The 22,596-nt window shown below is 63.9% G+C and carries 22 protein-coding genes; 15 read left to right on the plus strand and 7 right to left on the minus strand.

The genetic code is table 11. The annotated features are described in order from the left end of the window. Window positions 1-74: 74 nt before the first annotated feature. The 8 genes from FHW83_RS18680 to FHW83_RS18715 all read left to right on the plus strand — a co-directional run bounded on the left by FHW83_RS18680 (window position 75) and on the right by FHW83_RS18715 (window position 6,688). Window positions 75-1,529, plus strand: coding sequence for a catalase (locus tag FHW83_RS18680; RefSeq protein ID WP_176647843.1), 1,455 nt, complete (start codon window positions 75-77; stop codon window positions 1,527-1,529). Between the two features lie 46 nt (window positions 1,530-1,575). Then, window positions 1,576-2,682 carry a patatin-like phospholipase family protein gene (locus tag FHW83_RS18685; protein ID WP_229224255.1) on the plus strand — a complete coding sequence of 369 codons (1,107 nt, stop codon included), beginning with the start codon at window positions 1,576-1,578 and terminating at the stop codon, window positions 2,680-2,682. A 68-nt stretch (window positions 2,683-2,750) separates the two neighbouring features. Continuing rightward, window positions 2,751-3,359, plus strand: coding sequence for an RNA polymerase sigma factor (locus tag FHW83_RS18690; RefSeq protein WP_229224256.1), 609 nt, complete (start codon window positions 2,751-2,753; stop codon window positions 3,357-3,359). A 12-nt stretch (window positions 3,360-3,371) separates the two neighbouring features. Then, window positions 3,372-3,842, plus strand: a complete 471-nt coding sequence (locus FHW83_RS18695; RefSeq protein ID WP_176647844.1) for a hypothetical protein — start codon at window positions 3,372-3,374, stop codon at window positions 3,840-3,842. A 23-nt stretch (window positions 3,843-3,865) separates the two neighbouring features. Continuing rightward, window positions 3,866-4,717 carry a hypothetical protein gene (locus FHW83_RS18700; RefSeq protein WP_176647845.1) on the plus strand — a complete coding sequence of 284 codons (852 nt, stop codon included), beginning with the start codon at window positions 3,866-3,868 and terminating at the stop codon, window positions 4,715-4,717. A gap of 57 nt (window positions 4,718-4,774) precedes the next feature. Continuing rightward, entirely contained in the window at window positions 4,775-5,902 is a 1,128-nt protein-coding gene (locus FHW83_RS18705; RefSeq protein ID WP_176647846.1) for a carboxypeptidase family protein, read from the plus strand. 2 nt (window positions 5,903-5,904) lie between these two features. Next, window positions 5,905-6,369, plus strand: coding sequence for a CYTH domain-containing protein (locus FHW83_RS18710; RefSeq protein ID WP_176647847.1), 465 nt, complete (start codon window positions 5,905-5,907; stop codon window positions 6,367-6,369). 28 nt (window positions 6,370-6,397) lie between these two features. Continuing rightward, the gene (locus FHW83_RS18715; RefSeq protein WP_176647848.1) at window positions 6,398-6,688 is read left to right on the plus strand and encodes a hypothetical protein; all 291 of its coding nucleotides are present in this window, start codon (window positions 6,398-6,400) and stop codon (window positions 6,686-6,688) included. A 106-nt stretch (window positions 6,689-6,794) separates the two neighbouring features. Here FHW83_RS18715 and FHW83_RS18720 read toward each other — a convergent pair whose 3' ends face one another. The 6 genes from FHW83_RS18720 to FHW83_RS18745 form a co-directional block, all read right to left on the minus strand. Continuing rightward, window positions 6,795-8,057, minus strand: coding sequence for a DUF2863 family protein (locus FHW83_RS18720; RefSeq protein ID WP_176647849.1), 1,263 nt, complete (start codon window positions 8,055-8,057; stop codon window positions 6,795-6,797). 124 nt (window positions 8,058-8,181) lie between these two features. After that, window positions 8,182-10,338: a LamG-like jellyroll fold domain-containing protein gene (locus FHW83_RS18725; protein ID WP_176647850.1), complete on the minus strand. Its 2,157-nt coding sequence runs from the start codon at window positions 10,336-10,338 to the stop codon at window positions 8,182-8,184. Between the two features lie 154 nt (window positions 10,339-10,492). After that, window positions 10,493-13,201: an aconitate hydratase AcnA gene (gene acnA, locus FHW83_RS18730; RefSeq protein WP_176647851.1), complete on the minus strand. Its 2,709-nt coding sequence runs from the start codon at window positions 13,199-13,201 to the stop codon at window positions 10,493-10,495. 59 nt (window positions 13,202-13,260) lie between these two features. Next, the gene (locus FHW83_RS18735; protein WP_176647852.1) at window positions 13,261-13,773 is read right to left on the minus strand and encodes a hypothetical protein; all 513 of its coding nucleotides are present in this window, start codon (window positions 13,771-13,773) and stop codon (window positions 13,261-13,263) included. A gap of 11 nt (window positions 13,774-13,784) precedes the next feature. After that, window positions 13,785-14,777, minus strand: coding sequence for a CoA ester lyase (locus FHW83_RS18740; RefSeq protein WP_176647853.1), 993 nt, complete (start codon window positions 14,775-14,777; stop codon window positions 13,785-13,787). Between the two features lie 101 nt (window positions 14,778-14,878). Continuing rightward, a complete protein-coding gene (locus FHW83_RS18745; protein ID WP_176647854.1) occupies window positions 14,879-15,868 on the minus strand; it encodes a malate dehydrogenase in 990 nt (329 codons plus the stop codon). Between the two features lie 237 nt (window positions 15,869-16,105). Here FHW83_RS18745 and FHW83_RS18750 point away from each other — a divergent pair, with 237 nt between their 5' ends. The 7 genes from FHW83_RS18750 (at window position 16,106) to gltA (ending at window position 22,128) form a co-directional block, all read left to right on the plus strand. Further along, the gene (locus FHW83_RS18750) at window positions 16,106-16,891 is read left to right on the plus strand and encodes a GntR family transcriptional regulator (protein ID WP_176647855.1); all 786 of its coding nucleotides are present in this window, start codon (window positions 16,106-16,108) and stop codon (window positions 16,889-16,891) included. 207 nt (window positions 16,892-17,098) lie between these two features. Beyond that, entirely contained in the window at window positions 17,099-17,521 is a 423-nt protein-coding gene (sdhC, locus tag FHW83_RS18755; RefSeq protein WP_176647856.1) for a succinate dehydrogenase, cytochrome b556 subunit, read from the plus strand. Between the two features lies 1 nt (window position 17,522). Beyond that, window positions 17,523-17,894: a succinate dehydrogenase, hydrophobic membrane anchor protein gene (gene sdhD / locus FHW83_RS18760; protein ID WP_176647857.1), complete on the plus strand. Its 372-nt coding sequence runs from the start codon at window positions 17,523-17,525 to the stop codon at window positions 17,892-17,894. A gap of 2 nt (window positions 17,895-17,896) precedes the next feature. Further along, a complete protein-coding gene (sdhA, locus tag FHW83_RS18765) occupies window positions 17,897-19,675 on the plus strand; it encodes a succinate dehydrogenase flavoprotein subunit (protein WP_176647858.1) in 1,779 nt (592 codons plus the stop codon). A gap of 12 nt (window positions 19,676-19,687) precedes the next feature. Then, window positions 19,688-20,398 carry a succinate dehydrogenase iron-sulfur subunit gene (locus FHW83_RS18770; RefSeq protein WP_155463463.1) on the plus strand — a complete coding sequence of 237 codons (711 nt, stop codon included), beginning with the start codon at window positions 19,688-19,690 and terminating at the stop codon, window positions 20,396-20,398. A gap of 94 nt (window positions 20,399-20,492) precedes the next feature. Further along, window positions 20,493-20,774 (plus strand): succinate dehydrogenase assembly factor 2, encoded by a 282-nt coding sequence (locus tag FHW83_RS18775; RefSeq protein ID WP_176647859.1) that lies wholly within the window; start codon window positions 20,493-20,495, stop codon window positions 20,772-20,774. 52 nt (window positions 20,775-20,826) lie between these two features. Beyond that, window positions 20,827-22,128, plus strand: coding sequence for a citrate synthase (gene gltA, locus FHW83_RS18780; protein WP_176647860.1), 1,302 nt, complete (start codon window positions 20,827-20,829; stop codon window positions 22,126-22,128). A gap of 12 nt (window positions 22,129-22,140) precedes the next feature. On the opposite strand, the gene FHW83_RS18785 is transcribed toward gltA, so the two are convergent. Beyond that, window positions 22,141-22,482: a hypothetical protein gene (locus tag FHW83_RS18785; protein ID WP_176647861.1), complete on the minus strand. Its 342-nt coding sequence runs from the start codon at window positions 22,480-22,482 to the stop codon at window positions 22,141-22,143. Window positions 22,483-22,596: the final 114 nt, after the last annotated feature.

Consider the following 22,596-nt stretch of genomic DNA (forward strand, 5'->3'; position numbering starts at 1 on the left):
TATTTATAGTTTTTATTTATGACTCTCGTTGTTTAGAATAGCTCTACGCTATCAAACAACGAGGAGTCATAGTCATGAAAATCACCACCGCATCCGGCATTCCCGTCGCCGACAACCAGAACTCCCTGACCGCCGGCCCACGCGGCCCGGTACTGCTGCAAGACTTCCACCTGATCGAAAAACTCCAGCACTTCAACCGCGAGCGCATTCCCGAGCGCGTGGTGCACGCCAAGGGTTCGGGCGCCTACGGCACCTTCACCGTCACCCACGACATCACCAAATATTCGAAAGCCAGGCTGTTTGCCGAAGTGGGCAAGCAGACCGAGACCTTCCTGCGTTTCTCCACCGTGGGCGGCGAGAAGGGCAGCGCCGACACCGAACGCGACCCACGCGGCTTCGCGGTGCGCTTCTACACCGAGGAAGGCAACTGGGATCTGGTCGGGAACAACACGCCGGTGTTCTTCCTGAAGGATGGCATCAAGTTCCCGGACTTCATCCACACGCAAAAACGCGATCCGCAAACCAACCTGAAATCGCCCACCGCGATGTTCGACTTCTGGAGCCGCACGCCGGAAAGCCTGCATCAGGTGACCACGCTGTTCTCCAGCCGCGGCACGCCGGACGGCTACCGCCACATGCACGGTTTCGGCAGCCACACCTACAGCCTGATTAACGCCGCCGGGGAGCGCGTCTACGTCAAGTGGCACTTCCTCACCCAGCAGGGCATCAAGAACCTGAGCGCCGAGGAAGCCACGCGCATCGCCGGCACCGATCCGGACTACGCCCAGCGCGATCTGTTCACCGCGATCGCGGGCGGCGATTTCCCGCGCTGGGACGTCAAGGTGCAAGTGGCCACCGAGGCCGAACTGGCGGCGTGGGAAGCGCGCACCGGCTGGAACCCGTTCGACCTGACCAAGGTGTGGCCGCACGCGGACTTCCCGCTGCTGCCGGTGGGCGTGCTGGAGTTGAACCGCAATCCGGTCAACTACCACGCGGAAGTGGAGCAGGCCGCGCTGTCGCCATCGAACGTGGTGCCGGGCATGGGTTACTCGCCGGACAAGATGCTGCAGGCGCGCCTGTTCGCCTACCACGACGCGCAGCTGTACCGTGTGGGCACCAATCACCAGCACCTGCCGGTGAACGCGCCGCGCTGCCCGTTCCACAACCAGCAGCGCGACGGCGCCATGGCCGGCGCCAACGGCGGCGCGGCGGTCAACTACGATCCGGTGCAGGCGCAAGGCAGCAACCCGCACGGCATGGGCCACGGCGAACCGCCGCTGGCGCTGGACGGCGCGGCCGGCCGCTACGATGGGCGCGGCAAGGAGGACGATTACACCCAGGCAGGCAATTTGTTCCGCCTGATGCCGGCCGCTGAACAGCAAAACCTGTTCAACAACATCGCCGGTCCGCTGAGCCAGGTGAACATCGAGATCATCGAACGCCAGCTGGCGCACTTCGACCAGGCCGACCCGGCCTACGGCGCAGGCGTGCGCGCCGCGTTAAAAGCACGGGGTGTGAACCTGGCATAAAGATGGCTTACAATCTCCATGTTGCAGTGCATCGTGGAGGCCAGACTTGAAGTCCAATCCTGCTTGTTCACCATCGACCGCCTTGCCGGGCCAGATCGTTCTGGTCCTGCAGGGCGGCGGCGCTTTGGGCGCTTACCAGCTTGGCGTGTACCAGGCCATGCACGAGGCGGGGATAGAGCCGGACTGGGTGATCGGCACCTCCATCGGCGCAATCAATGGCGCCATCATCGCCGGCAATCCGCCCGAGCGCCGGCTGGACCAGTTGCGCGAGTTCTGGCACCGCATGGAGCGCAATTCCTTCGGCTTCTCCACCATGCCGCGCGCGGTCGCCAACGCCATCACGGTGGGGCAGGGCATACCGGCCTTCTTCGAACCCAATCTGCCTTCGTGGTGGAATCCCGAGGCGCGCGTGGGCGTCGAGCATGCGTCCTTCTACCTGACCACGCCCCTGCGCCACACGCTGGAGGACCTGGTCGATTTCCGCTACCTGAACGACAAGCATATGCGCATGACGGTGGGCGCGGTCAACGCCCGCAATGGCGCCATGCGCTACTTCGACACCCGCAATGAACCGCTGTGCGTCGAGCATGTGATGGCGTCGGGCGCGCTGCCGCCGGCCTTCCCGGCGGTGCGCATCGATGGCGAACCGTATTGGGACGGCGGCATCTACTCCAACACGCCGATCGAGGCGGTGCTGGACGACGAGCCGCGCCGCAGCTCGGTGATCTTCTCGGTGCAGGTGTGGAACCCGGACGGCAGCGAACCGGAAAGCGTGCTCGATGTGCTGGATAAGCACAAGGAGATCCAGTATGCCAGCCGCGCCAGCAACATCGAGCAGCAGCGCCGGCTGCACCGCCTACGCCACGTGATCCGCGAACTGACGCACCACCTTCCGGACGCGGAGCTGGCGCTGCCCGAGGTGCGCGAGCTGGCCTCATGGGGCTGCGGCACCGACATGCACGTGGTGTCGCTGCGCGCGCCGCGCATCGGCCACGAAGACCACACCAAGGACATCGACTTCAGCGCGGCCGGCATCCGCGCCCGCTGGCAGGCCGGTTATGACGACACCGCGCGCTTCATCAAGCTGCGGCCGTGGGATCAGCCCATCGATCCTATCGAGGGGATCGCGATCCACGAGTTGCCGGAGCGTTAGCTTGGGGGCTTGAGCAAAATTGTTGGAACTTTTCGGCGGCCCGGCCGGAATATGAGCAAGACCCGACGATGACGCCCCCGACCATGACCATCCCGACCATTACCGCCGATACCGAACTGTTGCGCCAGATGCGCGACGGCGCCGCCTCGGCCTTCCAGGCGCTGTACCAGCGCCATCAAGGGCCGCTGTACCGCTTCGCGCTGCTGCGCAGCGGCTCGGCCGACACCGCCGCCGATATCGTGCAGGACGTGTTCATGGGACTGTTGACGGACCGCCTGCGCTTCGACCCGCTGCGCGGCGAACTGCGTTCCTTCCTGTTTGGCGTCGCCCGCAACCTGCTGCTCAAGCACGAGGAGCCGCGCCTGCGCGAGGCCAGCCTGCCGGAGCCGGACGAGGATGGCGAAATCGCGTTCGACGCCGCCGGCGAGGGCGCGGAACCGCTGGCCCGCATGCTGGACCACGAACTGGCCGAGGAGGTGCGGCGCGCGCTGGCGCTGCTGCCGCCGGCGTATCGCGACGTCGTCATCCTGTACGAACTACACGACCTGTCCTACCTGGAGGTGGCCGCCATCTGCCAGGTCGACATCGGCACCGTGCGTTCACGCTTGTCGCGTGGCCGCGCCGCGCTGGCCAAGCGGCTGGCGCCACATCGATCCACTTTGATTCACTCCGCCTGAGAAGGTCCGATCATGCAAACTGACGACACCCGAGATCCCCGCCTGGACGCGTCCCTTGAGGCCTTGCGCGGCGCGCTGGCGGACCGCCACACGCCGTCGAGCGTGGAAGACACGCTGATGAAAGCCTACGCCCGGCAGTACCCCAAGCGGCGCTGGTATCAGCGCATCTCGCTCCCCCAGTGGGGCCTGGCCGGCGGTTTGGCCAGCGCCGCGCTGGCGGCGACGGTGTTCCTGCTGTCGCCGCCATCCGTGCCGCAGGCGCAGGCCATGGCTCAGGGCAGCGGCGCCTTCATCGCGCTTGAGCCGCTTGAACGCATCCGCCGCGAGCCCGAACCGCGCATCGTCGAGACCATCATCGCGCGCACCGCGCTGGCCGGCCTCGGGGTTCCGATCACGCCGGAAACCGCCGGCGACCAGGTGCGCGCCGAAATGCTGATCGGCGCCGACGGCCAGCCGCTCGCGCTGCGCCTCTCCAGACTGTAGCAACCCACCAACCAGAGGATCATATGAAGACCAGGAAAATCGTACTTTCGGCAGCGCTGATGTGCTTGTTCACGGCGGCGCGGGCGATGAATGTCGACCCGCTGCCGGCCAAGGCGGTCAAGAACGCGCCCTACAGCGCCGTGGGCGAGCAGGAGGTCCAGCGTGATCTGCCCGACGGCAATCAGATCAGCAGCAAGACCACCACGCTGCACTACCGCGACAGCCAGGGCAACACGCGGCAGGAAACGCGCGGCCCCAACGGCGAGGTGCAAGGCGTGACCATCCAGACCGCCGCCGACAACACGGTGTACACGCTGGTGCCGGCGGCGAAGATGGCCATCAAGCTGTCGCTGGACAGGATAAACGCCAAGGCCACTGCCATGGGGGCGGCCGCCGGCGCGGCGATCAAGGCGCGCGCGGAGGGGGAGCGCAAGGACGGTGAAGATGTCCTGATCAAGCGCGCCACGCCCAACAGCAACACCTACGCCAACATCGTGCCGCTGGTGGCGGGCGCCTATGGCGACATGAAATGGGCCAGCAAGACCGTCACCAAGGACCTCGGCGCGAAGAACATCGATGGCGTCAAGGCCGAGGGCAAGTTGCGCACCTACGAGATCCCGGCCGGCGAGGTGGGCAACCGCAAGGCTATCGTGGTGGCGGACGAAAGCTGGTATTCGCCCGAACTGCAGGTCACACTGTATTCGAAACACAGCGACGTGCGCAGCGGCGTGGTGGTGTTCCGGCTGTCCAACCTGAAGCGCGCGGAGCCGGCGGCCTCGCTGTTCGCGGTGCCTTCCGACTACGCGATCAACGACGTGACGGACGGGCCGGAGAAGACGCTGGGGGAGATGGAAGCGCAGTGGAAGAAGAAGTAGGCGCCGGGGCATGCTGGTAAAATATGGTCATAGCAATTCACATCGTATTGGATCAACATGACCATCAAAATCAGCCAGAATTTCGACTCGGGCGCCATCGAGGTGCTGCGCGCCGACAGTGCCGCCACCATTGAACTGAACCTGCGCAAGGACTCGCACGCGGACATTCACCAATGGTTCCACTTCCGGGTTCAGGGCGCACGCGGCCAAAAGCTGAACATGCGCTTCCTGAACGCCGGCTCGGCCACCTACGCCAAGGGCTATGAGGATTACCAGGCCGTGGCCAGCTACGACACCGAGAACTGGTTCCGTGTGCCGACCACGTTTGACGGCCAGGTCATGACGATCAAGCACACGCCGGACACGGACAGCATCTACTACGCCTACTTCGAACCGTATTCGTTCGAGCGCCATCTGCGCCTGCTGGGCGAGGTGGGCGAGCATCCGTTGGCGCGCGTGCACGACCTGGGTTCGACGGTCGACGGCCGCGACATGAACCTGGTCGTCATCGGCAAGCCGGAAGCGGAAAAGAAGATCTGGTTCATCGCGCGCCAGCACCCGGGCGAGTCGATGGCCGAGTGGTTCATCGAAGGCCTGATCGATTCGCTGCTGGACGACGCCAACCCGATCGCGCGCAAGCTGCTGCAGCGCTGCGTGTTCTACATCGTGCCGAACATGAATCCGGACGGCTCGGTGCGCGGCAACCTGCGCACCAACGCGGCCGGCGCCAACCTGAATCGTGAATGGATGACGCCATCGGTCGAGCGCAGCCCGGAAGTGCTGTACGTGAAGCAGAAGATGCACGAAACCGGCATCGACATGTTCTTCGATATCCACGGCGACGAGGCGCTGCCGTACAACTTCGTGGCCGGCAACGAGATGCTGGAGAATTTCAGCGAGGAGCGCCGCCAGAAGCAGCAGGCCTTCATCGACCGCTACAAGAACGCCTCGCCGGACTTCCAAGACAAGGTGGGTTACGCCGCCAGCAAGTACAAGGAAGACATGCTGACGCTGGCCTCCAAATACGTCGGCCATCACTTCGGCTGCCTGGCGCTGACGCTTGAGATGCCGTTCAAGGACAACGCCGACCTGCCGGACCCGCACGTCGGCTGGAATGGCGCGCGCAGCGCGGCGTTGGGAGCGGCGATCCTGCAGCCTATCCTGCTGTCGCTGGACGATTACTGATCATGGGCGTTGAGATCGAGCGCAAGTTCCTGGTGCGCGGCGATGGCTGGATGGCGCTTGGAGAGCCGGTGTTCTTCAAGCAGGGCTACCTGTCGTCGCACAAGGAGCGCGTGGTGCGCGTGCGCATCGAGGGCGAGCGCGCGGTGCTGACGATCAAGGGCGCCAACCAGGGCGCCACGCGCGGCGAGTGGGAGTACGAGATTCCCGTCGCCGAGGCGGCCGAGCTGCTGGACGGTTTGTGCGAGCAGCCCCTGATCGAGAAGTACCGCCGCCGTATCACCTACGCCGGCAATGTGTGGGAAGTGGATGAGTTCCTCGGCGCGAACGCCGGGCTGGTGGTGGCGGAGATTGAATTGCGGTCGGAAGACCAGCCGTTCGACAAGCCGGACTGGATCGGCGAGGAAGTCACCAGCGATTTGCGCTACCTCAATTCCAACCTGATCAAGCGTCCGTACTCCACTTGGTAAGCCGCGCGTTTTGTCCTAAGCTGGAGGGATGGACAGCGAACGGCAAAATGCGCTGGAGGCGCGCTTCGATACGATAGTGCCGACCTTGGCGACCAAGGCCGACGTCGAGGCGTTGCGCGCTGATATACACAAGTGGATGGTCGGCAGCATGATTGGCCTGTTCATTGGCTTTGGCGGGCTTGCCGCCGCGCTGGCGCAGTTGATCAAACCGTCCCAGCCTGCCGCGCCGGTGGTGGTTCAGGCGCAACCTTCGCAGCAGCCGGCCCAAACCCCGCAGTTGCCGCCGACGATCATCATCAATATCCCGCCGCTCAAGTAAAAAGCCCCTGTCAGAGCGGAATGCCGCTAAGTTAAGCCTTTTTGACCAGTCGTCATTCCCGCCTTCGCGGGAATGACGGCATTACTGTCAGAGCAGGGCTTTTGGGTTAGTGGAAGTGCTCGGTGCCGGTGGGGGCGTCCTCTGGCATTTCGGCGTGCGCCAGTTCGCCCTGCGGATCGGCGAACAGCGGGGCGCCGCAGTCGTCGCAGAATTCCATCACATAGCGCTCGCCCAGCTTTTTCACTTGCGTGACGCCGGCCGCGTTCAAATGCGCGGTGATGTCTTCCACCGGCGTCAGCGGTTTTTGCAGCGCGTTCAGGGCGCCCGGACCTTCCGGCGGCGTGCCTTCCTCATCCTCCTGCCCGTACAGCGGCCACACCACGCCATAGATCACGTCGGTCGACGAACGCTGGGTGAACGCCACGCGGTATTCGTCGATCTGGCCCTCGGCGTTTTCCTCGCCAAAGCCGGCGATGACGGCGCGCAGCTCGTTCGGCTCGACCGCCAGCGTGTGCGTCAGGTAGTGCACGGCCGCGCGGATCGAGACCGGACGAATCAGCTTGTCGGCCTCGCGGCAGGCCATGTAATAGGCTTCCGGCAACAGCAGCTCGACGCCGCAACCCGGCAGCAGGCGGTTGACGGTCGGCGTGGCCTGCGTGCGCCATTGTTCCAGCGCGGCGCTGCGCTCGGCGGCGAAGCTGGCCTGGTGCTCCGGCATCTGCCAGCGGAACAGCGGCGCGCCGGCCGGCGCCACCACCACCGCCAGCAGGTAGCGCGTGTCTGCCAGGAATGGCGCGGTTTCGGGCACCTTGGTGTCGGCCTTCAGCGTCGTGCCCTTGAGCGCGGCTTGCGCCAGCTTCTGCACCTTGCCATAGGTCTCGACGTGGCTGCGCGGCAGCTGGTCGATCGAGAACAGGGTGGGCGACATGGCCATCTGCGTGCCGTCGGCCAGCAGGTGCGCCGAGAAGTGGGCCGACAGGGTTTGCAGGATGTCGGACGGAATCGCGCCGGAGGCGATCGCGAAGCGGGTCCACGCCAGGATCGGCGCGGCCACCAGCAGGACGTCGAACTGCTTGCTGACGCCGTCGGCGGTGTCGATGGTGAGGTGGCTCGATTCGCTGACCGCCTCCACGCTGTCCATCAGCACGTCATACGCGTTCAGGTCTTCCTTGAACAGCGCGTTGAGGGTGGCGTCGATGGTGTCCTGGTGGCCGGTTTTCAGGAGTTTCTGGAGCTGTGCATCGAGAGAGTGCTCCCAGGCCCGCTCTTCGATACGGCTGGCCGCCTGCCCGACAGCCTGGGCGTAGGTGGCGAGGCGCTGGCTCTCGGCAGACAATTTTTGGGATGAAGCTTTAGATGAACGACGCATAGCGCAATAAGAGTCTCATAAAGGTGAATAAAACGGATCAGTCATGCAGATGATAACCCTTATGAGACGTATTGTAGTTGATTCGCTCAGCTACTTCCGATTACTTCGAAGCAGCGGTGCGCAATCAGACGCCGGCCAGCGCCGCCACCTCGCCCGCGCTCAGGGCGCCGTGGTAGATGCGGAAGTCATCCACCTTGCCGTTGAAGTAGGGATCGGCCGGATATTGCGAGCGGCCGATCCAGTTGCGGCTGGTGCCGCCCAGGCGGTAGGGCGAGGCCGTCATGGCGGTATTGGTGGCGGCCGCCACGCCGTTGACGTACAGCGTGCCGTTGCTGCCCGACAGCGTCACCGCCACGTGCACCCAGCGGCCGGTGGGCAGCGGGGCGGTGGCGATGGTCTGGCTGCCGTAGCCGCCGCCGGTGCTGATGGTGAAGCTCAAGCCGCCGTTGCGCGCGCGCGGCGTCAGGAACATGTAGTGACTGGTGCCGGAGCCGAAGTCGAAGATGCGCGCCCAGTCGCGCGCGGCGTCCCAGTACACCCACGCCGCGATGCTGAAGTCGGCCAGCCCGGCCACCACGTCGGCCGGCAGCGCGGCGTAGTCGTCGACCCCGTCCAGCTGCAGCGCGTTGCCGTTCCTGCCCGCGCCGAGCAGCGCGCCGTTCTGCAGGGCGACGCCGGCGTCGCCGGCATCGTCGAACGGCAGCAGGGTGCGCAGCGCGACCGCAGTGCCCACCTGCGCCTCGTTGGAGGGGCCGGTTTCGCCGCTGGCGGTGGCGGCCGTCACCACGTAGTAATACGTGCCGGGCGCCATGCCGCTGTCGGTCCAGGTCAGCAGGTCGGTGATGCCGCTGGCGATGGTGGTGTAGGGGCCGCCGGCGTTGCTGGCGCGCTTGACGGTGTAGCTGTTGCCGTAGGCGCAGCCCCACCAGGACAGCTGCACCGCGCCCGCCACCAGGCGGGCCGTCAGCCCGCTCGGATTGGCGTCGCCGGCGATCGGCTCGCGGCTGAAGGTCAGGGTGCCGAGGCCGAGCTGGTCGCCGTTGCCGCCGTCGCCTTCGGCGCGCACCTTGGCCGCCATCAGCGCGGTGTAGGGCGCCGCCAGGCCCATGCGGTTGACGTAGTGGTGGTACACCATCTCCCACACCTGGCGCGTGAACGGCAGCCCCGCCGGCGACACTCCGTAGCCGGTGCCATGGTTGTTGGTGTAGGGATCGAACGGCATGGAGGTGTAGTAGAGATTGCCGCTGGCGTCGGCCAGGTTGGACTTGGCCACGTACTCGGCGCCGGCCAGGAAGCGGTTGTTGTCGTAGCCGTAGAAGTCGTCTCCCTGGTTCCACGCCATCTCGCAGAAGGAGGCGGCCAGGCCGATGCCCAGCGTGCAATGGCCCTGGTCGCGCGAGCTTTCCTGCCATTGGCCGAGGTAGCCCGGGTGGATGAAGCGCACCGCCTGGCTGGCGGCGCCGTTGCCGGGGCCGTTCAGGTAGTAGCCGACCGCCTCGTTGTAGAGGTCCTCGCGGTCGCACAGCACGCCGATGGCCAGGATGGAGGCCAGGCTGCACTGGTCCCAGTTGGCCCAGTAGTTGGTGATGTCGGCGTCGTTGTGCTGGACCAGGAACTGGTGGTTCAGCGGATAGAACACGGTCAGCATCATGTTCTGGAAGCGCGCCAGGTCGGCCGCCGCCCAGCCGGGGTAGGTGCGCATGATCTCGGCGGCGTTGGCGAACTGGTAGCCGTAGATGCCGGCCGCCAGGAAGCGGTCGGCGTTGCCGGTGATGGTGGTCAGGTTCAGGCTCCAGGCGTTGAGGAAGCTGACCGCCTTGTCGGCGTAGGCGGTGTCGCCGCTGATCTTCCAGCGCAGCGCCAGCTGGTAGGCGCGCGCGATGTCGATGTAGAGCTGGGCGTAGTTGCTGTCGTCGCCGCCGCGTATCACGGTCTGCAGCGGACGTGGCGGGTTGTTGAGATGAGAGCGGCCGGTGTTGAGCAGGGCGTTCCAGCCGCTCAGCCATGGCTGCACGCCGCCCTGGACCTTGGCGCGCATGCGCGCGAAATCGGCCTCGGTGTGCAGCAGGCCCGGGTGTACGAAGGTGCGCGGCGCCGATCCGGACGCCGCCGCGGCCATGCCGAGGCGCTTGGGGGCGCCGCTGGGCGAGGGGGGCGCCTCGGGGGCGCCGGCGTCGGCGCCGCAGCCGGCCAGCGCCATCGGTCCCAGCGCCGCCACCCCCAGCGAGTTGGTGCAAAAACGCCTGCGTTGCAGCGACAGTTGTTGTTTATCCTTTTGCATGACACCCTCCCATCGAATTGTGAACGGAAGCTGATTATGCTGTAAACGTTGCCACATGGAAAGAAATATTCATGTGGTTTACGTTTTAAGCGACAGCGCGGACGAAAAAAAACACCCTGCGAGCAGGGTGTTTTCATTTGGCGCATCGGTCGGTTTAAGCGGCCAGTAGCTGGCGCAGGACGAACGGCAGGATGCCGCCGTGCTTGTAGTAGTCGACTTCGATCGGGGTGTCGATACGCAGCAGCACTTTCACTTCCTGGCTGGAACCGTCTTGACGGTGGATCACCAGGGTGGCCAGCTGTTGCGGCTTGATCTCGCCGTCCAGGCCCTTCAGGTCATAGGTTTCCTTGCCGGTGATGCCCAGCGATTCCACCGAGTCGTTACCGATGAATTGCAGCGGCAGCACGCCCATGCCCACCAGGTTGGAGCGGTGGATGCGCTCGAACGAGCGCACGATCACGGCCTTCACGCCCAGCAGCTGGGTGCCCTTGGCGGCCCAGTCACGCGACGAGCCGGTGCCGTACTCCTCGCCGCCGAACACCATGGTCGGGGTGCCTTCGGCCACGTACTTCATGGCCGCGTCGTAGATCGACAACTGCTCGCCCGATGGCTGGTGGATGGTGATGCCGCCCTCGACCGCCGAACCGTCGGCTTTCGGCGGGATCATCTTGTTCTTGATGCGCACGTTGGCGAAGGTGCCGCGCATCATGATCTCGTGGTTGCCGCGGCGCGAGCCGTAGGAGTTGAAATCGGCTTTCGAGACGCCGTTTTCCTTCAGCCATTTACCGGCCGGGCCGTCTTCCTTGATCGAGCCGGCGGGCGAGATGTGGTCGGTGGTGATCGAGTCGCCAAACACGCCCAGCGCGCGCGCGCCCTTGATGTTCGGATCGGTCGCCTTCGGCGTCATCTCGAAGCCTTCGAAGAATGGCGGCTCGGCGATGTAGGTCGAGGCCGGCCAGTTGTAGACGTTGCCCTCGGTCGAGGAGACGTTTTCCCACAGCTTGCCCGGGTTGCCCTTGACGTCGGCGTAGTTGGTCTTGAACACTTTCGAGTTCATGGCGAACTTCATCAGCTTGGCGATCTCGTGCGAGGTCGGCCAGATGTCGCCCAGGTACACGTCCTTGCCATCCTTGCCCTTGCCGACCGGCTGGGTCATCAGGTCGACCGTCATGTTGCCGGCGATGGCGTAGGCCACCACCAGCGGCGGCGAGGCCAGGAAGTTGGAGCGGATGTTCGGGTGGATGCGCGCCTCGAAGTTGCGGTTGCCCGACAGCACGGCCGAAGCGACGATGTCGTTCGAGGTGATGGCGGCGTTCAGCTCGGGCGTCAGGTCGCCGGCGTTGCCGATGCAGGTGGTGCAGCCGTAGGCTGTCACGCCGAAGCCCAGTTTTTCCAGGTAGGGCAGCAGGCCGGCGGCGGTCAGGTACTCGGTCACCACGCGCGAGCCGGGGGCCAGCGAGGTCTTGATGTGCGGCGCCACGGTCAGGCCGGCTTCCACCGCCTTCTTCGCCAGCAGGCCGGCGGCCAGCAGCACGCTCGGGTTGGAGGTGTTGGTGCACGAGGTGATGGCGGCGATCAGCACGTCGCCGTTCTTCACGTGGACGCCGTTGGTGGTGGTGTAGGTGGCGTTCAGGTCCTCGGCCTTCTTGTTGAAGCCGTTTTCCGAGGTCGGTTTCGAGAACAGTTCGATGAAGTTGTTCTTGACGTTGCCGATCTCGATGCGGTCCTGCGGACGCTTCGGACCGGCCAGCGACGGCGTGACGTCGGTCAGGTTCAGCTCCAGCACGCGGGTGTAGTCGATCTCGCCGGCCTTCGGCACGCCGTACATGCCCTGGGCCTTGAAGTAGGCCTGGAAGGCGGCGATTTCCTCCTTGGTGCGGCCGGTGCCCTCGAAGTATTCGATGGTGGCGTCGTCGACCGGGAAGAAGCCCATGGTGGCGCCGTATTCCGGCGCCATGTTGGCGATGGTGGCGCGGTCGGTCACGGACAGGGTCTCGGTGCCTTCGCCGAAGAACTCGACGAACTTGCCGACCACCTTGGCCTTGCGCAGCATCTCGGTGATGGTCAGCACCAGGTCGGTGGCGGTGCAGCCTTCGCGCAGCACGCCGGTCAGGTTGACGCCGATCACGTCCGGGGTCAGGAAGTAGACCGGCTGGCCCAGCATGCCGGCTTCCGCCTCGATGCCGCCCACGCCCCAGCCGACCACGCCGATGCCGTTGATCATGGTGGTGTGCGAGTCGGTGCCCACCAGCGAGTCAGGGTAGTAGACGCCGTTGCTGTCCTTGTGGACGCCGCGCGCCAGGTATTCCAGGTTGACCTGGTGGACGATGCCGAAGCCCGGCGGCACCACGCCGAAGGTGTCGAAGGCTTGCATGCCCCATTTCATGAACTGGTAGCGCTCGTTGTTGCGCTGGAATTCCAGCTTCATGTTCAGGTCCAGCGCCTTCGGCTCGCGGAAGTGGTCGATGGTGACCGAGTGGTCCACCACCAGGTCGACCGGCACCAGCGGCTCGATCTTCTTGGCGTTCTTGCCCATCTTGTAGGCGACGTTGCGCATCGCGGCCAGGTCGGCCAGCAGCGGCACGCCGGTGAAGTCCTGCAGCACCACGCGCGCGACGATGAACGGGATCTCGTCGGTGCGCTCGGCGGTGGCGCCCCAGTTGGCCACCTGCTTGACGTGCTCTTCAGTTACCTTCTTGCCGTCGACGTTACGCAGAACCGATTCCAGCACCACGCGGATCGATACCGGCAGGCGGGAGATTTTGGCGCCCAGGCTCTTTTCCAGGGCCGGCAGCGAATAGAACTTCGCCTTCTTGCCCGAGATAGTGAATTCCTGCAGCGTGTTGAGCGTGTTGTGGGACATGACCTCTCCTTCGGGTGGGTATCGTCTATTGAATAATGTGTCGCTAAAGTGAAGCGTGCTTACTGGATCGTGATCTTGGTGCTGGTCGGCTCGTTGGCGGCGGTCGACACCGGTTTCATCTGCTCGGCGTTGCGGCACTCGTTGGCCAGCTGGCGGTTCTGCTTGGAGTCGAGCAGCATGCCCTTGGCCGGGATGCCGATCCAGATCAGGCCGTACAGCTTGTTCTCGAAGCGGTTGGCGCCGGTGGTGGTGCCGACGCGGGTCAGGCGGTGCAGGCGCTTCTTCCAGCGCAGCGCGATGTGGGCGTCGTCGTTGGCGTTGGCGTAGATGGTGATCTTGTTGCCGAGCTCGCAGTCGAACTCGGTGACGGCGGAGTCGGTGATGGCCGGCTCGTCGGCTTCCTCGTCCGGCGCCTTGGGTTCGGCCGGCTTGGCGGCGGCGGCCTTCTTGCTGGTCTTGGCCACGGCTTTCTTGACGGGTTTCTTGGCGGCGGCGTCCTCGGCGTGGGCGGCGGCCATGGTCAGCGAGGCCAGCGCGAGGCTGCAGGCCATGAATAATTTGGAGATGGACATCGGTGTGCTTCCTATGGGTGATCGGTGGTACTGCCGTTGAACAGCGCGGCCACCGACTCGGGCAGGGTGAGCCCGGCGAGCTTGGCGCGTTGCAAAACGGTCCAATAATATCTGTAGCTGGCGCGGTCGTGCAATCGGCCATTTTGGGAGATCGGCCCCCATTGCACGGCGGCGGCCTCGTGCAGGATGGCGGCCGCCTCGCTGACCTCGGACAGGCGCGGGGTGAAGGTCTTGATGATCGGCTTGATCTGGTTCGGGTGGATGCTCCACATGCGCGTGTAGCCGAATTCGGCGGCGGCGCGCTGGGCGTCGTTGGCGGCCACCGCCGTGTCCTTGATCTCGGTGGTGACGTTGTGCGACGGCACCTTGCCGTGCGCGTGGCAGGCGGCGGCGATCTCGAGCTTGGCGCGCACCACCAGCGGGTGGGTGAACTGGCCCGGCGTGCGCATGGCGTTGGCGGGAATCGCGCCGTAGTGCGAGGAGACGAAATCCATGATGCCGAACGACAGGCTCTGCACCTGGGGCAGGGCGGCGATCGGGTAGGCGTCGCGCAGCGCGCCGTGGGTTTCGATCAGCACGTGCACCGGCAGGTCCTTGCGGCCGGCCTTGGCGGCGTGCGTGTTGATCAGCTTGATGGCGCGCTCGACCTCGGCCACGCTGTTGGCCTTGGGCAGCATGATGTAGGCCAGGCGCGGGGCGGCGGCGCAGATGATCTCGACGTCCCTGGCGAAGTGCGGGCTGCCGGCGTCGTGCACGCGGGCGCCGATGCGGTTGAATTGGTTCTCTTCGGAGTTGAGCAGCTCGACGATCAGCCGCGCGTGGGCCTCCTCGTTGCCGGCGCTGGCGCCGTCCTCGCAATCGAGGGTGATGTCGAACACGGGGCCAAGTTCTTGTTGCAGGGCGATCGACTTGCGCATCAGCTTTTCGGAGCCGGCGTAGTGATCGCAGGCGGGCAGCAGCAGCGGCTGGCGGTTACCCTGGAATAAAACCTCGGATGGGTGCATGCGTGATGGGTCGGGTGAAGAAATAACCGCCGCGCTGCTCTCGGCAGCGCGGCGGGTACGGCGGATCGGTGGTTTGACCGGTTCCACTGGAGCGGCGAAGATTATGGCAGCAGGTGCTTGACGCCTTCGCGCTCTTCGGTCAGTTCCTTCAGGGTCAGGTTGATGCGCTCTTGCGAGAAGGCGTCGATTTCCAGGCCCTGGACGATTTTGTATTCGCCGTTTTCGGTGGTCACAGGGAAGCCGAACACGATGCCTTCAGGGATGCCGTACGAACCATCCGATGGTACGCCCATGGTGGTCCACTTGCCGTTGGTGCCGACGTGCCAGTCGTGCACGTGGTCGATGGCGGCGTTGGCGGCCGATGCGGCCGACGACAGGCCGCGCGCCTCGATGATGGCGGCGCCGCGCTTGCCCACGGTCGGCAGGAAGGTGTTGGCGTTCCATTCCTGGTCGTTGATCAGCTCTTTCACCGATTTGCCGTTCACGGTGGCGAAGCGGTAGTCGGCGTACATGGTTGGCGAGTGGTTGCCCCACACGGTCAGCTTCTCGATGTCCTTCACCTGGGTGCCGGTCTTGGCGGCCACTTGCGACAGCGCGCGGTTGTGGTCCAGGCGCAGCATGGCGGTGAAGTTCTTGGCCGGCAGCGACGGCGCCGATTTCATGGCGATGTAGGCGTTGGTGTTGGCCGGGTTGCCGACCACCAGCACTTTGACGTTGCGCGATGCGACCTGGTCCAGCGCCTTGCCCTGGGCGGTGAAGATCTGGGCGTTGGCTTCCAGCAGGTCCTTGCGTTCCATGCCTGGGCCGCGTGGGCGGGCGCCCACCAGCACGGCGTAGTCGACGTCCTTGAACGCGGTCAGCGGGTCGGAGTGGGCGGTCATCTCGGTCAGCAGCGGGAAGGCGCAGTCGTCGATTTCCATCATGACGCCCTTCAGCGCCTTCTGTGCTTTTTCGTCAGGGATTTCCAGCAGTTGCAGGATAACTGGTTGGTCCTTGCCGAGCATGTCGCCGTTGGCGATGCGGAACAGCAGGGCGTAGCCGATTTGGCCGGCGGCGCCGGTAACAGCAACACGCAGAGGGGTTTTAGCCATGATGAATCTCCAAAGTGGGAAGTGAATCGTTCGTGAAGCAGGACCGGCGGCCGGTCCGGAAACCGTAATCATACTGCAAAATGCAACGCTTATAATCATGTATCTGGCAAGCGTAGCCTCGGGAGTGTAGGCTGGGCGCCACTATCTGTCAATTCTATCTTATGTCTTATATAAGACAGATTAGTTATTGCCATTTTTTCTGGACGGCACAGGTCTTTTGTGGTGAAATCGTGGGCTATGAGTTCCGCGCCGCCCAATCCGAACAACCATCCCGCCGCCGCCAACGCCGGCGGCGCCGGCGGCTCGTCCCCCACTTTCTCTCCCCTGTATCAGCAAATCAAGGCCCTCATCACGCAGAGCCTGCAGTCCGGCGAATGGAAGCCGGGCGAGCTGATCCCCAGCGAAGTCGAGCTGGCCAACCGTTTCAAGGTGAGCCAGGGGACCGTGCGCAAGGCGATCGACGAGCTGGCGGCGGAAAACCTGGTGGTGCGCAAGCAGGGCAAGGGCACCTTCGTCTCCACCCACCACGAGGCGCGCGCGCATTTCCGCTTCCTGCGCCTGATGCCGGACGAGGGCGTGCCGCACTACCCTGAAAGCAAGTTCATCGAAGTCAAGCGCATGCGCGCGCCGGCCGACGTGGCGCGCCTGCTTGATTTGAAGTCCGGCGACGCCGTCATTTTCATCAAGCGCGTACAATCATTCGATGCCGTGCCGACCATCGTCGAGGAGCTGTGGCTGCCGGGCCTGACCTTCAAGGGATTGACCGCCGAGCGGCTGGAAGAGTACAAGGGGCCGATGTACGGCCTGTTCGAGTCCGAATTCGGCACGCGCATGATCCGTGCCACCGAAAAAATCCGCGCCGTCTGCGCCGCCGAGGGCGACGCCGCGCTGCTGCACATCGCCGTGAACACGCCGCTGCTGGCGTCGGAACGGGTCTCGTTTACCTATGGTGACAAGCCGGTGGAGTTGCGCCGCGGCCTGTATTTGACCGAGCGCCACCATTATCACAACGAGTTGAATTGAAGGAGACACAGCGCACACAAAAGGGCGCGTCACACGCCTGTAGCATTGTTGCGCTGATAATACGTTGAGCTACGGAAAGTGGCCGCCAGCCAGTGTTGCCAAACACTATTTTAGTTATATGTGACAATAGATATTGGTTATGGATGCGGAAATCGGCGAAAATCGCAGTCTTACCAAATTTTTGTTATAGCCTGAGGAGGTCTTGTTATGTCAGAAGCCGTAAGGGAAGCCCCTAAAAAAGAACGGCCGGAGTTCCGTAACATTCACGTTACCGAACTGTCCAACTACCGCATGCCATTGGCTGCCATCGTGTCCATCCTGCACCGTATTTCGGGCGTGGGCATGTTCCTGCTGCTGCCGTTCGTGCTGTATCTCTTGCAGAATTCGCTGCGTTCCGAGATCTCTTTCGCGTATTACGAAGGTTTCGTCACCTATCCGCTGGTCAAGCTGATCATCCTGGGCCTGTCGTGGAGCTTCCTGCACCACATGATCGCCGGCATCCGTCACCTGGTGATGGACCTGCACATCGGCCTGGACAAGCACTCGGCACGCAAATCGTCCGCCACCGTGCTGGTCATCAGCCTGGTGCTGACCGCCCTGATCGCCCTGAAACTGTTTGGAGTCTTCTGAAATGTCCATCAACGATAACGGTATCGGCCCTAAGCGCCGCGTGGTTGGCGCGTCCTACGGCATGCGCGACTGGCTGGCGCAACGCGTCACCGCAGTCATCATGGTGCTGTACACCGCCACCCTGGTCCTGTCCTTCCTGAGCGGCCAGAACTTTACCTATGAAGGCTGGGCCGGCCTGTTCGCCCAGCAGTGGTTCAAGCTGGTGACCGCCGTCACCCTGATCGGCCTGTTCTACCACGCCTGGGTGGGCATGCGCGACGTCTGGATGGACTATGTGCGCGCCGTCGGCCTGCGCCTGACCCTGCAAATCGCCACCATCGCCTGGCTGATCGGTTGCGCCGTGTGGTCGATTCAAATTATCTGGAGTGTGTAATCGTGGCAGCTATCAAATCTGCAATCCCTACCCGCCGCTTTGACGCGGTAATCGTCGGCGCCGGCGGCTCCGGCATGCGCGCATCGCTGCAACTGGCCGAGGCCGGCCTGAACGTGGCTGTTCTCTCCAAAGTGTTCCCGACCCGTTCCCACACCGTGGCGGCGCAGGGCGGCATCGGCGCCTCGCTGGGCAATATGGCCGAGGACAACTGGTTCTGGCACATGTTCGACACCGTCAAGGGTGGCGACTACCTGGGCGACCAGGACGCGATTGAATTCATGTGCCGCGAAGCACCGAAGGTCGTGTACGAGCTGGAACACTTCGGCATGCCGTTCGACCGCAACCCGGACGGCACCATCTACCAGCGTCCGTTCGGCGGCCACACCGCCAACTTCGGTGAAAAAGCCGTGCAGCGCGCCTGCGCCGCGGCCGACCGTACCGGCCACGCCCTGCTGCACACCCTGTACCAGCGCAACGTGCGCGCCCGCACCCACTTCTTCGTCGAGTGGATGGCGCTGGACCTGATCCGCGACGCCGAGGGCGACGTGGTTGGCGTGGTGGCCTTGGAAATGGAAACCGGCGAAGTCATGATGCTGGAAGCCAAGACCACCATCTTCGCCACCGGCGGCGCCGGCCGTATCTTCGCGGCCTCGACCAACGCCTTCATCAACACCGGCGACGGCATGGGCATGGCGGCACGCGCCGGCCTGCCGCTGCAGGACATGGAATTCTGGCAGTTCCACCCGACCGGCGTGGCCGGCGCGGGCGTGCTGATCACCGAGGGTGTGCGCGGTGAAGGCGGTATCCTGATCAACTCGGAAGGCGAGCGCTTCATGGAGCGTTACGCGCCTACCCTGAAAGACCTGGCGCCGCGCGACTTCGTGTCCCGCTCGATGGACCAGGAAATCAAGGAAGGCCGCGGCTGCGGTCCGAACAAGGACCACGTCATGCTGGACCTGCGCCACATCGGCAAGGACACCATCGAGAAGCGCCTGCCGTCGATTCTGGAAATCGGCCACAAGTTCGCCAACGTCGACGCCACCAAGGAACCGATCCCTGTCGTGCCGACCATCCACTACCAGATGGGCGGTATTCCAACCAACATCCACGGTCAGGTGGTCACGCCGAACGGCGACGGCACCCAGAAAGTGGTCAACGGCCTGTACGCGATCGGCGAATGCGCCTGCGTCTCGGTGCACGGCGCCAACCGCCTGGGCACCAACTCGCTGCTGGACCTGGTGGTGTTCGGCCGCGCGGCCGGCAACCACGTGGTCGCGTCGAACCTCAAGCAGAAAGAGAACAAGCCGCTGCCGAAAGACGCGGCCGACTTCGCGCTGGACCGTCTGAACAAGCTGGAAACCTCGACCGGCGGCGAAAAAGTGCAGGGCGTGGCCAACGACATCCGCGCCTCGATGCAGAAGTACTGCGGCGTGTTCCGCACCGACGACATGCTGCAGAAGGGCGTCGAAGAGATCATGAAGCTGGACGAGCGCCGCAAGCACGTCTCGTTCAAGGACAAGTCCAAGGTGTTCAACACCGCCCGCGTGGAAGCGCTGGAGCTGGACAACCTGATCGAAACCGCCAAGGCGACCATCGTGTCGGCGGCGGCCCGCAAGGAATCGCGCGGCGCCCACGCCCACAACGACTTCCCGCAGCGCGACGACGACAACTGGATGAAGCACACCCTGTGGTACTCGGAAGGCAACCGCCTCGAATACAAGGCGGTCGTGACCAAGCCGCTGACGGTTGATACCTTCAAACCGAAACCACGTACTTTCTAAGGCTATATCAACATGGCACGCACTCTTAAACTGAAAATTTACCGTTACGATCCGGACCAGGACGCCAAGCCGTACATGCAGGACGTGACTGTCGAGCTGAAAGACACCGACAAGATGCTGCTGGACGCCCTGCAGCGCATCAAGTCCGACGTCGACGACTCGCTGGCCCTGCGCCGCTCGTGCCGCGAAGGCGTGTGCGGTTCGGACGCGATGAACATCAACGGCAAGAACGGCCTGGCCTGCACCACCAACCTGAACGAGCTGACCGAGCCTATCGTGCTGCGTCCGCTGCCAGGCCTGCCGGTGATCCGCGACCTGATCGTCGACATGACCCAGTTCTTCAAGCAGTACGACTCGATCAAGCCTTACCTGATCAACGATTCGATCCGTCCTGAGAAGGAACGCCTGCAAACCCCGGAACAGCGCGAGGAGCTGGACGGCCTGTACGAGTGCATCCTGTGCGCGTGCTGCTCGACCTCCTGCCCGTCGTTCTGGTGGAACCCGGACAAGTTCGTCGGCCCGGCCGGCCTGCTGCAAGCCTACCGCTTCATCGCCGACTCGCGCGACGAAGCCACCGGCCAGCGCCTGGACAACCTGGAAGACCCGTACCGCCTGTTCCGCTGCCACTCGATCATGAACTGCGTCGACGTCTGCCCGAAAGGTCTGAACCCGAACAAGGCGATCGGCAAGATCAAAGAGTTGATGGTACGCCGCGCGATCTAAGTAGGCCCCGTCGTTCCCGCGCAGGCGGGAACCCATGCTGAGTATGGATTCCCGCCTGCGCGGGAATGACGGTTAAGTGTAGAGTAGCAAAATTATGACTGAAACGAACCCTTCTGCGCATCAGTCCGACCCAGCCAACCGCGCCCGCCTGCGCTGGCGCGCCCGCCGGGGTCTGCTGGAAAACGACATCATCCTGACCCGTTTTCTGGATGCGCATGAAACCGAATTGACCGACGACGAAGTGGACGCACTCACGCGGCTCCTCGACTTGTCGGACAATGCCCTGATGGATCTGGTACTGGCCCGTAAAGAGCCGGAAGGCGAGATCGATCTGCCGCACGTGCATGCGCTGCTGCAGCGGTTGCGCCTGGCCTAGTAGCACACCCAGTTTCTTTTACTTGCATCATCTCTCCAAGAAGGAAGAGTCCATGAACATCTCTGATAACAAAGCCACTCTCTCGTTTTCCGATGGCAGCCCAGCGGTTGAATTCCCGATCTACAAAGGCACCGTCGGTCCTGACGTGATCGACATCCGCAAGCTGTACGGCGCCACCGGCAAGTTCACCTACGACCCCGGCTTCATGTCGACCGCGTCGTGCAACTCGTCGATCACCTACATCGACGGCGACAAGGGCGAGCTGCAATACCGCGGCTACCCGATCGAACAGCTGGCCGTGAACGCCGACTTCATGGAATCGTGCTACCTGCTGCTGAACGGCGAACTGCCGAACGCGGCGCAGAAGAAAGAGTTCGTTGAAACCGTGTCCAAGCACACCATGGTGCACGAGCAGATGCAATTCTTCTTCCGCGGCTTCCGCCGCGACGCGCACCCGATGTCGGTGCTGGTGGGTACGGTCGGCGCGCTGGCCTCGTTCTACCACGACTCGCTGGACATCAACGACGCCAAGCAGCGTGAAATCTCGGCCATCCGCCTGATCGCCAAGATGCCGACCCTGGTCGCCATGGCCTACAAGTACTCGATCGGCCAGCCGTTCATGTACCCGCGCAACGACCTGTCGTACTCGGCCAACTTCATGCGCATGATGTTCGGCAACCCATGCGAAGAATACAAGGTCAACGACGTGCTGGTGCGCGCGCTGGACCGCATCCTGATCCTGCACGCCGACCACGAGCAGAACGCGTCGACCTCGACCGTCCGTCTGGCCGGTTCGTCGGGCGCCAACCCGTTCGCCTGTATCGCAGCCGGCATCGCCTGCCTGTGGGGCCCTGCCCACGGCGGCGCCAACGAGGCGGCCCTGACCATGCTGAAGGAAATCGGCTCGGTCGAGAACATTCCTGCCTTCATCGCCCAGGTGAAAGACAAGAACTCGGGCGTGAAGCTGATGGGCTTCGGTCACCGCGTGTACAAGAACTTCGACCCGCGCGCCAAGCTGATGCGCGAAACCTGCTACGAGGTGCTGAACGAGCTGGGCCTGCAGGACGACCCGCTGTTCAAGCTGGCGATGGAACTGGAAAAGATCGCGCTGAACGACGAATACTTCGTCTCGCGCAAGCTGTACCCGAACGTCGACTTCTACTCTGGCATCGTGCAATCGGCGCTGGGCATTCCAGTGTCGCTGTTCACCGGCATCTTCGCGATGGCGCGCACCATCGGCTGGATCGCCCAGTGGAACGAAATGATCGCCGATCCGGAACAGAAGATCGGCCGTCCACGCCAACTGTTCATCGGCTCGGCCACCCGCGACGTGCCGCCGCTGGACAAGCGTTAATCCATTAGCGGATCAGGAAAAACGGGCTGAGGCCCGTTTTTTTTCGCGCCTGCTCAGCAGGTAGGCTGGTATGCCCCAGAACAGCATGCCCACGTAAAACATCGGCGTGATAAACACGGTCACCGCCACCAGACCCCTTAAGCCATCGTACCAGCCCAGTGCAGTGACAGGAATGTGTGCCAGCGGCGCATACATGACCGCCCGCCACGGGATGGCATATTTGTCTGCCTGCGGCGACTTGCCATCTCCCATTTCCTGCATTGCCCGCAGCTCCCTAATCAAGAATAGGCCCAGCGCGGCAAGACCGAGCGCAAGCAAGATCAGCTCGGTAATGGAGACAGAAGAAATGCTCACGCCTGCTCCGGCCGGGTGTTGAATGCCAACTGATCTGCGAAGGCCCGATGGTATGCCGGGCGCGCCTCGCCACGGGCGACGTAGGCGGCCAGGCTGGGGAACTCATCCAGAAGG

It is taken from the genome of Duganella sp. SG902 (assembly GCF_013376005.1).
Classification (GTDB): Bacteria; Pseudomonadota; Gammaproteobacteria; order Burkholderiales; family Burkholderiaceae_D; genus Rugamonas.